The 13,856-nt window shown below is 66.3% G+C and carries 9 protein-coding genes; 2 read left to right on the plus strand and 7 right to left on the minus strand.

The features are described 5' to 3' along the window. Positions 1-63: 63 nt before the first annotated feature. Positions 64-564, minus strand: coding sequence for an Lrp/AsnC family transcriptional regulator (locus tag AC0KUR_RS04530; protein WP_034188541.1), 501 nt, complete (start codon positions 562-564; stop codon positions 64-66). A gap of 164 nt (positions 565-728) precedes the next feature. Here AC0KUR_RS04530 and AC0KUR_RS04535 point away from each other — a divergent pair, with 164 nt between their 5' ends. Continuing rightward, positions 729-1,772 (plus strand): 1-aminocyclopropane-1-carboxylate deaminase, encoded by a 1,044-nt coding sequence (locus AC0KUR_RS04535; RefSeq protein WP_473375472.1) that lies wholly within the window; start codon positions 729-731, stop codon positions 1,770-1,772. Positions 1,773-2,077: 305 nt separating this feature from the next. Here AC0KUR_RS04535 and AC0KUR_RS04540 read toward each other — a convergent pair whose 3' ends face one another. The 6 genes from AC0KUR_RS04540 to AC0KUR_RS04565 form a co-directional block, all read right to left on the minus strand. Next, a complete protein-coding gene (locus AC0KUR_RS04540; RefSeq protein ID WP_473375436.1) occupies positions 2,078-5,080 on the minus strand; it encodes an ATP-binding protein in 3,003 nt (1,000 codons plus the stop codon). Positions 5,081-5,160: 80 nt separating this feature from the next. Continuing rightward, on the minus strand, positions 5,161-5,820 hold the full coding sequence (locus tag AC0KUR_RS04545; RefSeq protein ID WP_034188543.1) for a response regulator: 660 nt from the start codon (positions 5,818-5,820) through the stop codon (positions 5,161-5,163). Positions 5,821-6,445: 625 nt separating this feature from the next. Continuing rightward, entirely contained in the window at positions 6,446-9,538 is a 3,093-nt protein-coding gene (locus tag AC0KUR_RS04550; RefSeq protein WP_473375437.1) for an ATP-binding protein, read from the minus strand. Between the two features lie 370 nt (positions 9,539-9,908). Then, positions 9,909-10,931, minus strand: coding sequence for a hypothetical protein (locus AC0KUR_RS04555; RefSeq protein ID WP_069704394.1), 1,023 nt, complete (start codon positions 10,929-10,931; stop codon positions 9,909-9,911). 115 nt (positions 10,932-11,046) lie between these two features. After that, positions 11,047-11,874, minus strand: a complete 828-nt coding sequence (locus tag AC0KUR_RS04560; RefSeq protein WP_034188547.1) for a hypothetical protein — start codon at positions 11,872-11,874, stop codon at positions 11,047-11,049. Between the two features lie 121 nt (positions 11,875-11,995). Then, entirely contained in the window at positions 11,996-12,583 is a 588-nt protein-coding gene (locus AC0KUR_RS04565) for a tetratricopeptide repeat protein (RefSeq protein WP_034188548.1), read from the minus strand. 357 nt (positions 12,584-12,940) lie between these two features. Here AC0KUR_RS04565 and AC0KUR_RS04570 point away from each other — a divergent pair, with 357 nt between their 5' ends. Beyond that, positions 12,941-13,813, plus strand: coding sequence for a response regulator (locus AC0KUR_RS04570; RefSeq protein ID WP_034188549.1), 873 nt, complete (start codon positions 12,941-12,943; stop codon positions 13,811-13,813). Positions 13,814-13,856: the final 43 nt, after the last annotated feature.

A 13,856-nucleotide genomic window follows, 5' to 3' on the forward strand; every position in this document is an offset into this window, starting at 1 on the left:
CCGCCACGCCGCGGCGCATGCGCCGCTCTCACACGGACCGGCGGGAATCGACGGCGCTCCGCGCTAAACCGGCAACGCGTGCGTCGACAGAATTTCCTTGAGCACCATGAACGAGCGCACCTGTCGCACACCGGGCAGGTACAGCAACTGTTCGGCATGCAAACGGTTGAAGCTCTCGTTGTCGCGCGTGCGGAGCAGCATGAAGTAGTCGAATTCGCCGGTCACCACGTGACACTCGACGCACCCCGACACTTTCTGCGCGGCCTTCTCGAATTCGGCGAATGCTTCCGGCGTCGAACGATCGAGCACGAAGCCGATCACGACCAGCATCCCGGCACCCAGCGGCTTCGGGTCGAGCAGCGCGACGATGCCGCGAATCAATCCCATCTCCTTCAACCGCTCGACGCGCCGCAGGCACGCCGGCGCGCTCAGCTTCACCTTCGCCGCGAGGCTCACGTTCGAGATCGACGCGTCCTGCTGCAACTGCCGCAGGATCGCGCGGTCGATGCGGTCGAGCGCCGCCGCGGCGTCGGCCGGCGATGCACTGACGCGATCTAATTTCATTGCGTTTCCTCGAAATTTTGCGAATCAAAATTATTCATTCATTCCTGACCTCACAGATAACGTAGGTTTTCATTATTTATTTCGCAAGCCCATTTCGCACCATCCTGCCTATCATTTTTCCATCGGGACACGGCGTGCAAGCCGCACCCGGCCGATCCGGTTTCCTGTCCACCGTCCCTCGGAGCGCGTCGACGAACCTGCAACGTTTCCCCCGTTATCCGCTCACGTTCGGTCCGACCCCGATCCAGCCGCTCAAGCGCCTGAGCGCGCATCTCGGCGGCAAGGTCGAGCTGCATGCGAAACGTGAGGACTGCAACAGCGGCCTTGCGTTCGGCGGCAACAAGACCCGCAAGCTCGAATACCTGATTCCCGATGCGCTCGCGCAGGGTGCGGACACGCTCGTGTCGATCGGCGGCGTGCAATCGAACCAGACACGCCAGGTCGCGGCCGTCGCCGCGCATCTCGGGATGAAGTGCGTGCTCGTGCAGGAGCACTGGGTCAACGACGACGATCCGGTATACGACCGCGTCGGCAACATCCAGCTGTCGCGGATGATGGGGGCCGACGTACGGCTCGTCGCCGACGGCTTCGACATCGGCATTCGCCGCAGTTGGGAAAAAGCAATGGACAGCGTGCGGCAGGCGGGCGGCAAGCCATACCCGATTCCGGCCGGATGTTCCGAGCATCCGCTCGGCGGCCTCGGTTTCGTGGGCTTCGCGGAAGAAGTGCGGGAACAGGAAGCGCAGCTCGGCTTCAAGTTCGATTACATCGTGGTCTGCTCGGTCACGGGCAGCACGCAGGCCGGGATGGTCGTTGGCTTCGCGGCCGACGGGCGCGCGGACCGCGTGATCGGCATCGATGCGTCCGCGACGCCGGAGAAGACGCATGCGCAGATCACGCGCATCGCGCGGCATACGGCCGAGATCGTCGAACTCGGGCGCCGCATCGACGAGCGGGACGTCGTGCTCGATACGCGTTTTGCCGGCCCCGAATACGGGCTGCCGAATGAAGGCGCGCTGGAGGCGATCCGGATGTGCGCGCGGCTCGAAGGCATGCTGACCGATCCCGTCTATGAAGGGAAATCGATGCACGGGATGATCGACAAGGTGCGGCGCGGGGAATTCGAGCCGGGGTCGAAGGTGCTGTATGCGCACCTTGGCGGCGTGCCGGCCTTGAGCGCTTACGCGGAGATCTTCCGCAACGGCTGACGGGCTTCCGCAGTCGATCCGGCGCACGACGGCCAATTCCGCGTCATGAAGCTGCCGCCTCCGGTATCCGCCCGAGGCGGCGGCATGCCGGATAGCCGGTGGTCGAGCGTTGCACCGTTCCGCGCGATGCCGTGCGGTGACCGTGCGCCCCTCATCGTTTTCGCGCGCCGTCCATGAACACGCTCGGCCGGCGCGTACCGCTCGACGATTCAGTACGCGCGGCGGCACGGCGCGCGCATGGTCGTCGGCCGTCAACGTCGCAGGCATCGCCCGCCATCGCGCCCGCAAGCATGGCGTCGCATCGTTCAGACGCCGGACAATCTCGACAACGCAGCCTCCACCTCCACGCGCATCTCCGGCCACTCCGGCCGGAGTGCATCGACACCGCCCGCGGCCAGCACGCGCTCGCCTCTCGCGCACGTATCGCTCGCGTCTGCGTCGCCGGCCAGCGCAAAGCCGCCTCGCATCGAATGCAGTTCGCCCTTGACGCGATCGTGGTCGCCGCGCGGCAACGCGGCGTCGATCGTCGCCAGCGAGTGCAGTGTCGCGGCACGCAATTGTTCACGAATCGCGTCCGTCATCGGCGGCGCCTGCCGGTCGTCGCGATCGACCGCCGGCAACGCCGTCGCGCCACGCGCCCCATGGCGTTGCAACACCGCCCCGAGCGCATCGATCGACAGCGGCTTGAGCACGACTTCCGCGACGCCGGCCTGCGCGCACCGCCTGCGATCCTCTTCGGTCGCGTGCGCGGTCATCGCGATCACGGGTACCGTCGCCCCCTGCTCGCGCAGGAAGTTCGCCAGCGCAAAGCCGTCGAGTTCCGGCATGCCGAGATCGGTCAGTACCACGTCGTACGAACGCGCGAAGAAGGCACGCATTGCCTCGACGCCGTTCGTGACGATCGTCGCATCGTAGCGCAGCGCATCGAGTTGATCCCGCAACAATACGCGGCTCGCCGGGTGGTCTTCCGCGACGAGCACGCGCAGCGGCACGCTTTCGTCCGCGTGCGTCGGCAACGCCGCCGCCGCGGGCTCGTCGTCGAACGCGGCACGCCATCCGGACGGCGCCTCCGCCAGCGGCAGCGATGCGGTGAAGCGCGTCCCCGCACCCGGTCGGCTGTCGACCGTCAGCGCGCCGCCCATCAGCCGCGCGAGACGTCCGCAGAGCGGCAGCCCGAGCCCGGTGCCGCCGAAGCGCCGGTAAATCGACGGATCGGTCTGCACGTACACGTCGAACAGCGTCGGCAACGCTTCCGCGGGGATGCCGATGCCCGTGTCGCGCACCACGATTTCGACGCCGCGCGGCCTGCCGGAAGCGGCAGCCGGCAGCGCGTCGATCGTCACGCTGCCGTGCTCGGTGAATTTGATCGCATTACTGACAAGGTTCGACACGATCTGACGCAGGCGGGTCGGATCGCCGACGTAACCGTCGGCCAACCCCGGCGCGACGCGGCATTCGAGTACGAGCCGTTTCGCGTCGGCGAGCGGCCGAAAGATCGCCGCGACGTCGCGCAGCACCGCACGCAGGTCGAACGGCACGGCTTCCAGCACCATCTGGTTGGACTCGGCCTTCGACAGGTCGAGCACGTCGTTGATCACGCGCAGCAGCGCGTCGGACGATGACATGACCGTCCGCAGTCGGCGCTGTTCCGCAGCGGGCAGCGCCGCGCGCGCCATCAATTCGAGATTGCCGACGATGGCGTTCAGCGGCGTACGAATCTCGTGACTCATCGTCGCCAGGAAGGTCGACTTCGCCTTGTTCGCGTCGTCCGCGGCTTCGCGCGCTTCATGGAGCTTGTCTTCGGCCTGTTTGCGCGCGGTGATGTCGGTCAGCGTGCAAAGCAGCACGTCGACGCCGCGATAGCGGGTGCGGACGATGTGCGCGGCCAGGTAGGCGGCCCCGCCACCGGCCCGGTCGACCGCCAATTCGTGCGTGACGACGCGCGGCTTTCGTCCGCCCGCGATATTGTCGCGGTATGCGTGCCAGATGCGCTTGCCGAGCAACGGCGCCGTGCCGGCGTCGCCGTAAATCCGTGCGGCTTCGTTACGCGCCATCGTGTCGCCGTTGGCCAGCGACAGCAGCATGATGCCGGCCGGCGCCGTGCGAATCAGCGTGCGGTTGAGCGCCTCGCTTTCGATCAGCCGGATCGCGCGGCGGTTGGCCGGGCGCAGCGCGCGCCGGTCGAACATGACGATCGCGAACCACACCGTTCCGATCGCGAGCAACGCGAGACCGGTTGCGATACCCAGGCGGACGGCCACGTCGTCGAACACACTGCGCCACGAATGCGTCGCGGTGAGTACCTCGTCGAATCCCGGCATGCGATCGCCGATGACGATATTCGTGCCGACACGGTGTGCGGCAGCCCGTTCACCTCCGGCCGCGCGCGCGTAATCGAGCGCACGGGCAGTCAGCACGGGCGCAGCCTGCTGGCCGGTCAGGACATTCGCGTTCGAATCGACCAGTGCATAGTTCTGGCCGGCGGACGCGGAACGCACGATGTCGTCGATCTCCGGCCGCGTGACGATGACAAACCATGCGATCGGCTTGCCCTGCGTATCCCGTACCGCCTGCGCGAACCGCAGCACGGACCGCCCGAGCAGCGGATCCTGCCGCCTGTCCAGAAAAATCGGCCGATTGCCGGGCGCGGCGGCGGCCGATACGAAATCGGCCGGCGGCTGCAACTGCCGGATCAATGCCTTCACGTCGAAACCGGCCGGCAGCGCGAGCGTCGACTTCACCAGTGGATACCCGGTCACGATGACGAAGTCGCCCGCCAGATCGATCAGATATCCGCCCATGCCCGGGTCGCCGGGCTGCCTCGGCGGCATGACGCCCGTCTTCTCGACCGTCTCGAGAAATGCCGCGAGGAACGGCGCGTAGGTGCCCCCTGGCCGAGACGACGGATCGGCCGCAAACGCGGCCACCGCCACGCGTCCCGCGTGTCCGAGAACGGCCAGCCTGCCGCGCCCGTCGGCAAACGGCTCGAGTGCATCGGGCGGGGTGGTCGGTCCGTGCCGAGCCATCAACTCGAGGATGTCGGTGTAGCGATTCTGGAGGGCCTTGACCACCTCCATCTCCGCCAGCAGGTCGGCCTTGCGGACCAGGAACTCCGACCGCTCATGCGCAACCGATTCCTGCAGATCGAGCCGCACGACGAGTGCCGCGCAGGCCAGGACGAACACCGTGATCGCCACACCGCTTCCGTACAGCAGCCATTGCTGCTGCCGTCGCACGCGCCCCGGTTCGAACGGCTTGCGGCCCGCGGCCGCGGCATGCGCGATCAGCGCTTTCAGTTTGGTTGGCATGAGTGTCGTCGAAGTCGTCTCGGCGCCGGCACCGCGTCGTGCGCCGTCCGGGTCACTCGGTAGTGTCCGACGGACACCGTCTATGCACTGGCCTCGGGCAATTCGGGCAGCTGGCCCTCGCTCGCGTAGCGAATCAGATCGGCGTCGCGAACGATACCGAGCTTCTTCATGGCACTCGATTTCTGCGAACTGATCGTCTGCTTGCTGCGGTGAAGCTGGACGGCGATCTCGCCGACCGTCAGGCCGGCGCCGTAAAGCCGCACGACTTCGATCTCGCGGGCGGTCAAGGTGCGGACACCCGCCGACGGCTGGCAGTCCTCCAGCAGCCTCTTGACGAACGGAGACAGATAATTGGCCCCGACGAAGGCCGCGTGCACCGCGCCCACCAGATGCGAAATCGCATCGGACTTGCTCAGGATGCACCCGACGCCCTGCTTCTGAATCGCGAGCAGCACGCTCGGGTTGTCGATCATCGTGATCGTCACGAGGCGAAGCGCCGGATAACGACGCTGCAGAAAGGACAGCAATGACAGACCGTCGCCATACTTGCCGCCGGGCATCACATAGTCGACGACGAGCACGTCGCTCTGCTGCTCGTCGAGCATCGCCACGAGGTCGGTCGAATTCGAGACAGTGCCGAGCAGCTTGATCGTGCTGCTGCCCGCGAGCGCCTGCGACATCCCGAGCGCGGACGAAGGATGATCGTCCGCCACCATCACCCGCACAAAAAATTCATCCATCTCTACTTTTCTCCCGATACACGCGGCCCGACGTGCGATGTTGTGCGACGCGCCGGAGCTCGAATCGATCCCGCAACACGATCGCGTTGCGGCATCCAGCGAACCGGGCGGTGCGCAGCGCAATTTTAAGATAATAGACGGCTGTACGATCAAGCGTGGCGGTCTGTCGACACACATGCCCATCTCGCCGGCTGGCGCGCGCACCACGACATTGCGGTATGAACCGTCGACAGTCCGCCGCCCACGCCCGTCCGATCGGCGGCGCCCCCACGCCGTCGATCCATCCCGTCCCGCCGGGCGGCCGAAACCGCTCCCTAGTGCTTGACCACGGTTTCGTCCGGCTCGCCGGGCTCGTCATCCACGGCGTGCTGCCACTCGGTGACGGCCCGCCGCTTTTGCGACGGCGACATCATCATGAATTCGTTCAGCTTCATCAGGAAATGCCGTCTGGATTTCTCTGGCAACGTCGCGAATCCAAGTAGCAGCCCGAACACCTTTCCCATATAGCGCACGGCCTTACCCTTCCTTCTTCAGTCGAAATCACGCGGCATTGAAGCAATGCGGCGTGTCTGCCTTCCCTGTTCTGACGCAGGCGATCTGCGTCGCCCTCGCGCCGCCTCTTTTTTTACCGTCCGGGCCAGTGCATCGTCGCAGCAGCCATGACGCCCGAAGCAGGCCGCTTGTCCGCCGTGCCCGCGGGGAGTGCGATCCCGCGCCGCCGCGCGACGCGGGCGAGGCCGCGGCGCAGGTCGGCCAGCGTCACCGGCTTGGTCAACACGTACGCGACGTTCGATGCCGCGTAGCGCCGGGCATTGTCGGGCGCCAGATACGATGCCACGACGATCATGTCGCACGGCAACGCGCGCGCATGAACGGCTTCGACCAGTTCCCGGACCGACATGTCGGGTAAGTCGGCACCGAGCAGCAGCACGTCCCACATGCCGCTCTCGAGCGTGTCGAGCGCTGCGCCGCCGGACGACACACACCGAACCGTGCAACCGAGCACATCCAACTGCTCGCGGAAAATCGACCCGTTGACCGCCGCATCGTCGGCGACCAGCACACGCGGCACACGCGTACTGGAAGCCGGCGACGCCGACTGCCCGACATCGGGCGCGCACCCCGGCCCGCGCGGCGACTCGGCGGTAGCGACTCGCGCCTGCGCGATCGCCATGCGCAGCCCGTTCAGCGAATAACTCGATACGCGGATCGTGCGGCCCGCGACGTCCGGCTGCAGCGGGCCGTCCGGCGTCGCCAGCACGACCGGCGTACCGCCGCCGAGGCTGTCGAGCTCCTCGCGCCGCCATTGGTCGGAATCGCCGAAGAGCACGATCGCGTGTGCACGCGCGAGGCACCCGGCGGCAATCCCGATCGGACTCGGATGCATCGCGACGTCGAACCCCCATGCACGCAGATGCGGAAAGGCAAACGCACGCCACGCGTCCTCCGGCGACACGACGATCAGCGTCCGGCCGGCACCCGCGCCGGCCGGGGATTTCGGCGCAATGCCCGTGTGCAGCGGCAAGCGCACGGTGAACAGGCTGCCGACGCCCGGCGCGCTGTCGACCGCAATCGTCCCTCCCATCGCCGCGACCAGCCGGTCGCACAGCGCGAGCCCGAGCCCCGTGCCGCCATAGCGCCGCGTGATCGACGCATCGACCTGCGAGAACGCCTTGAACAGCTTGCCCTGCTGCGCAGGGTCGATCCCGATGCCGGTATCCTCGATGCCGATGGCGATCTCGGGCACACCGCGCGCATTTCGCCCGACCGCCACGCGCGCGACGATGCGCCCGGCGCTCGTGAACTTGATCGCGTTGCTCAGCAGGTTGCCGACCACCTGCGCGAGCCGCGTCGGATCGCCGCGCATGCGCTGCGCGCCGCTCGCATCGATATCGGCGAACAGCGGCAACCCTTTTGCCTTCGCGACCGACGCGAATGCCGCGAGCTCGCGCTCGATCACCGCGATCACGTCGAACTCGATCGACTCGACCGACATCGCGCCGGCTTCGATCTTCGAGAAATCGAGCACGTCGCTGACGATCGCGAGCAGCCCTTCGGCCGACGCGCGCAGCGTCCGCACGCGGCCCTGCTGCGAGGCATCGAGCGCCGTGCGCTCGAGCAGCTCGAGGTTGCCGAGGATCACGTTCAGCGGCGTGCGGATCTCATGACTCGTCGCGGCGAGAAACGACGACTTGGCCGCATTCGCCGAATCGGCCGCGCGCACCGCTTCCTCGAGCTGATGAACGAGGCGGCACTGCGCGCTCATGTCGGCGAACGTCGCGATCAGCACGTCCTCGCCTTGATAACGCGCGCCGTGCGCGATGATCTCCAGGTGCAGCGGCGTATCGCCGCGTGCGTCGAGCACGAGCTCGGTCGTCATCGTCCGGCCGGCCCCGCCGTTCGCGACGAACGCGTCGTACTTCTCGAGTGCCAGCGCGGACAGCGCATGGTAATCGCCTTCATGCGGCAGCAGCATCTGCTTGAGCGCGTCGCTCGCGAGCATCACGCGCCGGTCGGACAACGACACGAGGCCGATGCCGACCGGCGCCATCGCGATCACGCTGCGGCACAGCGCCTCGCTGTCGAACACGCGGGCCGAGCGTGCATACACCGGCACAAGCACGCGCCGGTGGAAACGCACGAGCAGCAGCCACATCACGATGATCGCAACGAGGGTCGACGCCGCGAGCCCGCCGGCCTGCACGCCGATGCCGGCCAGCACGTCGGCCCACGACAGCACATAGGCGATCGTCCAGCCGGTTGCCGCGAGCTTGCTGCTGAACACGATCGCGCCGTCGCGAAAGAGCGGCTCGGCGGACACCCTTCCACGATGCGCGACATCGAGGCTCAGCAAGCGCTCGCTCAGGGCGTTCGTGCGTGCGACGTCCGGATCGATCGCGATCAGCCGGTTGTCCGCCGACGTGATGAAGAACGTGCCGGCCAAGCCCCGTCCGGGCAGCCACGACAGCAGGTAGTCGGGTGCGTATTCGGTGACCAGCACCGCGAACGGCTGGCCGGCGGCGCGCGCCTCGGCAGCGACGCGGATGCGCATCTGCCCGGTGACGGGGTTGACGTAGGGCGGCAGCCAGCGGACGTTCGGCCGACCGTCGTTCGGCCGACCGTCGTTCGGCGCCGGCGGCGGGCCGCCGAAATCGATGCGCAGCGCATCGAATACTTGCGCACGCGCGTCGGCCGACGCCAGTGCCGGATTGTCGCGAGCCAGGTGTGGCACCAGGCCGAAGACGCCCGTGCGCGTACTGTAGTGGTACCCCTCGAGCGTACGCCCGCGATTGAGCGAACTCGCCGCGCAGATGCGCGACAGCATGAACGACAGCGCGAGATAACGAGCGACCTCGTCGCGCCGCGCGGTTTGCCCCGGCACGCCGACCACGAGCGACGGATACGGCTTGATCGCCAGCTGCTGGCCGTCGGCGAAGAACGCGTTCACGACGTCGGCCGGCGCCGCGCCGATCTCCCGCCAGATGAGTTGCGTATTCGTGACGCCGTTGCGGAACGACGTCTCGGCCACCTGCACCTCGTCCGCGGCTTCCTCGACACCGTTCAGGAAATTGCGCCGCTCGCCGTCCAGATGGCCGTAGACGATCGACGTGATCCCGAGCCCGCAGGCGATCAGGATCAGGATCGTGACGACGATGCCGCCCCCGAACATCGAAATGCTCTGGTAGCGGCGAATGGACTGAAGCGTGCTGTATGGCATGGCTCGATGTGACGGAGCCCGGAACGCGGACCTGCGGCAAATCCCGGCCGGCCGGACGTCACGATGGAAACATTCGGGACGGTAAGGTCCCGATCATGCCTAACGACACCGCGAAAATCAGGTGTGCATTATCCTTTTAGTACACGTCCTATTTGTTTTAATGATTGTTTTGAACTTGAACGAGAATCGGCGGTGGAATCGCGTGTCGCGCACCGCGCCGTTCGGACCCGTCGCTTCGGCGAATCGCCTCAGGTCCGTCCACAATGAAATACCGCCGGCGAGCCGGCGGCAAAAGATGCGTCAACGAATCTCGTGACGCACCGAGGCACCCGATTCGACCCGCGCGGGACTTCCCGGCAGGATCGCCCGCTCAGTTCTGGGTGAGCGGATTCAGCGTCGTGCACAGGAAGCCCGTGCAGTTCTTCGGCGTGAAATAGAACGACGCCATCACCGGCGCGGGCGAGCCGAGCGCGAGATCGCTCAGATACGCGCTGCCCTGCGCGCCGAATGTGTTCGCCTGCTGAACGAAGCTGGCGCCGGTCGACTGGATCGCGGCCGACTGGTACGTGAAGGTCGGCGACTGCGTCTGGTCCTTCACGTAGACCCACGAGATCGCCGTACCGAATGCCATCGCGCCCTTCGCGCGATAACCCTTCGCCCCCTCGCTGTTGGCCTGTGCGATGAAGTCGCCGACCGTCGACGTCGGCGCCAGCGCGTCGTACGTATAGGTCGCGTTCGACGCGTTGTTCTTCATGTACACGTTCGCCTGCGCGGTGCCCACCGCCATCGGGCCAAGGAACCAGTAGCCCGACTGGCCCTGTCCGTTCGCCTGCGCGAGGAATGCGTTGGCGTCGGCGGGCAGGCCCGTCGCCGTGTACGTGTAGGTGGCCGACGAGCCGCCGTCCTTGCGATAGAGGTCGCCGTACGTGAGCGGCCCTTCGTAGCGGTAGCCGCTCGCCCCTTGCGCGTTGGCCGCGTTCACGAAGGACGTCATGTCGGCCGGCGCCGTCTGCAACTGGTACGTGTAGGTCTGCGCGGTGCCGTCGTTCACGAAGATCGACTGCGACCCGCCGTTGCTCGCATTGTAGAAATAGTCGCCCAGATATCGATAGCCTTTTGCGCCCTCGTTGTTGACCAGCGTCAGGAAGCTCGCCCGATCCGCCGCGACCGGCTGTGCCTCGTAGCGCCACGTCAGCGTACCGCCGCCGGAGCCGCCCGAACCACCGCTTCCCGCCCCGCCGCCGCCCGTCCCGCCGGAGCCGGTGCCCGTGCCACCGCTGCCGCCGTTGTTGCTCGTGCCCGATCCGCCGGCCGATGCAGGCGCGGAAGTGTCGTCGCCGCCGCAAGCGGTCAGCGCCAGGCAAGTCAATGCGATCAATGCAACGGTTTTCATCGGAATCACCTTCTGAACGAACAGGACGAACGAAGCCGTTACGCACGGATCACGCCGTGCGCACGGACCATCCGCATCGGGATTGGGCCGGCGGCCAACCACCGGCCCGGGAACGTCAGTTGACCTGCAGCTGGCCGCCGCGGCCGAGGCCGCCCTTCACGTCCTGCGCCTTGTAGCTGCGCAGCGCCACGACCATCTTGTTGTACGCGTCGATGAACGCGACGACCGTCGCCTTGCCTTCCGGCGTCGACGAGAACCCGGCGAGCGCACCGCCCACGCCGCCGCCGAAACCGCCCAGCGCCGCACCGTAGTTGGTCGCCGTCGAGCTGCCTTCCGACGCCGCGATCTGCACGGCCGAGCGCACGTCGAACAGCGTCAGCGTCACGACCGACGCCTTCGTCTGCAGGTGGCCGGCCACCGCCGCCACCGCGCTGTTGCCGATCAGCCCGCCGATCATGCTGCCGATGCCGCCGATCGGCGAATCGTTGATCACGATCTGCGGCTCCATGTAGTAGTCGGCCGCGACACGCTGGCCCTTCTGCTGCTTCGAGCCCGCGCGGTATTCGCCCGAGTTGCGCTGCAGCTGCGTGATGCGCGACAGGCGCGCGTCGCTCTTCTGGTTGCCGATCGACGTGATCACGAAGCAGTTCGACTGCTGCACGGCCAGGCGCAGCAGCGGATCGATCGTGGTCATCTTGGTCGCGCTGCCGAACGGGCCCCACCAGTCGGCGTTGCGGCCGTCGTCGACGGCGATCGTGCCGAGCGGCGACGCACAGCGCTGCAGCTGCGAATCCGCGCCCGCGCTCGCGCCGCCTGCCGCGGCACCCGTCACGCCGGCGTTCTGTCCGCCGGGCGTCACCACGCCGCCGCAACCCGCGACGGACGCGCCAAGCGCTGCAACCAGCGCACCTTGAGTGAGACGTTGGGAAAGGTTGGTCTTCATGTCGTTGTCGATCGATTAGAGTCGTTGATCGGCTTATGTGTTCGTGCGAACTTCGATAAGCCCCCCGGCGTGGCGCGCGATGGTGGTCCCCCCGCTGCTGCCCCCGTTGCCTGATGCGCGGTCAGTAGTACCAGTACGTCTGCTGCCAGACGCCGTAGTACGGATAGCCCGAGTACCAGTAGCCGTAATAGACGTCACGCCATTGCGTGCGCCATTTCCAGTCTTCTTCGTCTTCCTTCTTGGCCTTGCGCGCGAGATCGAGCAGCTTTTTCGATTCCTTGTCGCCGCGGCCGGCCGCGATCGACAGCCACTTCTCCGCTTCACGCGCGTCGGAGCCCATTTCCTCGAGGCCGAACAGGTAGAAACTGCCGAGCGCCTTCTGCGCCTGCAGGTCGCCGCGTTCGGCGGCCTCGCGCATCCACTTGAGCGCCTGATAGCTGTCCTGGCGCACGCCGTCACCGCGGAAATAACGCAGGCCGAGGTCGTAGGCAGCCTTCGGCTGGGTCTTCGCGGTCTGCTTCAGCGCGGCAATACGCGGATCTTCCCGGTCTTCCGCATCGTCCTTCTTCTGATAGGACACCTGATCTTTCGGGCGATCGGAACACCCGGTGTCGTCGCAGATCCGTACCGTGTTGCCGGTGACGGACGGGTCCTGCGCGCACGCGGCCAGCAGCAACAGCAGCCCCGGAGCGAGTAAACGGCGATACATTGGTACAGTCCTCAGTTTTATTGGCGCCGCAATTCTTCGAGCCATCCCACCCCGTGAGCTCGTACCTGGTTGCGTGCGGCGCAACGGATACAATCCGCCAACGCCGACACGCAGTCCAAGGCTCTCTCAGGTTCTCTCTTGGAATTGTTCCGTCACCATTTCATGGCTGCCGCTTTTCGCTGTACCGGCTATCCCGGCATCGATCTCCAAACATGACGCGGCAAACAATAGTGACGTGGTGAGCAATAATAATGGAGAAAAATGGCATGTCAAGGTCATTCGCTTTTTCAAAGTTTGCGTGACACGTCAGTTTTGCTATGCTCTCCCTCGCCCAAAACCCTTCGAGACCCCATCGAGATGTCCACCACCGAGCAGGCCAATGTCGATCTCATCACCGCGAACAAGGTGCGCGATCTACTGAACCGGAACGGCATTCCGCCGCGTAGCCACAACACGACGATCGCCAACGTGCTCGGCCTGAGCTTCTCGGTCGTCACGCGCAAGATGAAAGGCCTGATCCCGTGGAACCTGTCGCAGCTGCAGGACATCGCGACGCACTTCGGCGTGCCGCCCGCGATCCTGCTCGACGACAAGGGCACGCAGCCGGCCGCCGCCGAGATGATCGACGCGACGTTCGTGATCGAATCGAGGCGCTTCCGCTGCCGCGCCGCGATCTCGACGAAGGCCAGCAGCCAGATCGAAACGGATTTCGTCGCGCTGCAGTGGCAGGGCGAATGGATCGTGACCGAGCGCCAGCACGCGCGCGAGGGCCGCACCTATCCGGTCGACGTGATCGAGCTGCGCTCGACCCAGCCGAACGTCTATGCGGCGCGGATCGCCGTGGTCGACGATTCGCAGGATGTCGCCGAGACGGTGTGTGAATATTTCATCGAGAAAGGCGTGAACGCGATTCCGTACTTCGACGGCGCGACGTTCCGCAAGGCGCTGGAAGTCGAGGATTTCGACGGCTACATCCTCGACTGGATGCTCGGCGATCAGACGGCCGCCGAACTCGTGCGCGGCATCCGTTCGAGCGAGAACAGCGGCGCGCCGATCTTCCTGCTGACCGGCAAGATCTCGACCGGCGAAGCCAGCGAGGACGAAATCGCGCACATCGTGTCGCACTACAACGCGCGCTGCGAGGAAAAGCCGGTGCGCCTGCCGATCCTGTTCGCCGAAGTGGCGCGCGAACTGAAGATCACGCTGCCGGCCGTGGCCGCCGCGAACTGAGTCCCGAACCACGAACCACGACACGAACCACGAGACCGAGGGC

It is taken from the genome of Burkholderia sp. YHN3-13 (genome assembly GCF_055810675.1).

What these genes read in the sequence shown, in the direction of transcription:
- AC0KUR_RS04550 (WP_473375437.1), bottom strand. Translation starts at nt 9,538, where the DNA reads ATGCCATACAGCACGCTTCAGTCCATTCGCCGCTACCAGAGCATTTCG.
- AC0KUR_RS04545 (WP_034188543.1), bottom strand. Translation starts at nt 5,820, where the DNA reads ATGGATGAATTTTTTGTGCGGGTGATGGTGGCGGACGATCATCCTTCG.
- AC0KUR_RS04530 (WP_034188541.1), bottom strand. Translation starts at nt 564, where the DNA reads ATGAAATTAGATCGCGTCAGTGCATCGCCGGCCGACGCCGCGGCGGCG.
- AC0KUR_RS04540 (WP_473375436.1), bottom strand. Translation starts at nt 5,080, where the DNA reads ATGCCAACCAAACTGAAAGCGCTGATCGCGCATGCCGCGGCCGCGGGC.
- AC0KUR_RS04570 (WP_034188549.1), top strand. Translation starts at nt 12,941, where the DNA reads ATGTCCACCACCGAGCAGGCCAATGTCGATCTCATCACCGCGAACAAG.
- AC0KUR_RS04555 (WP_069704394.1), bottom strand. Translation starts at nt 10,931, where the DNA reads ATGAAAACCGTTGCATTGATCGCATTGACTTGCCTGGCGCTGACCGCT.
- AC0KUR_RS04560 (WP_034188547.1), bottom strand. Translation starts at nt 11,874, where the DNA reads ATGAAGACCAACCTTTCCCAACGTCTCACTCAAGGTGCGCTGGTTGCA.
- AC0KUR_RS04565 (WP_034188548.1), bottom strand. Translation starts at nt 12,583, where the DNA reads ATGTATCGCCGTTTACTCGCTCCGGGGCTGCTGTTGCTGCTGGCCGCG.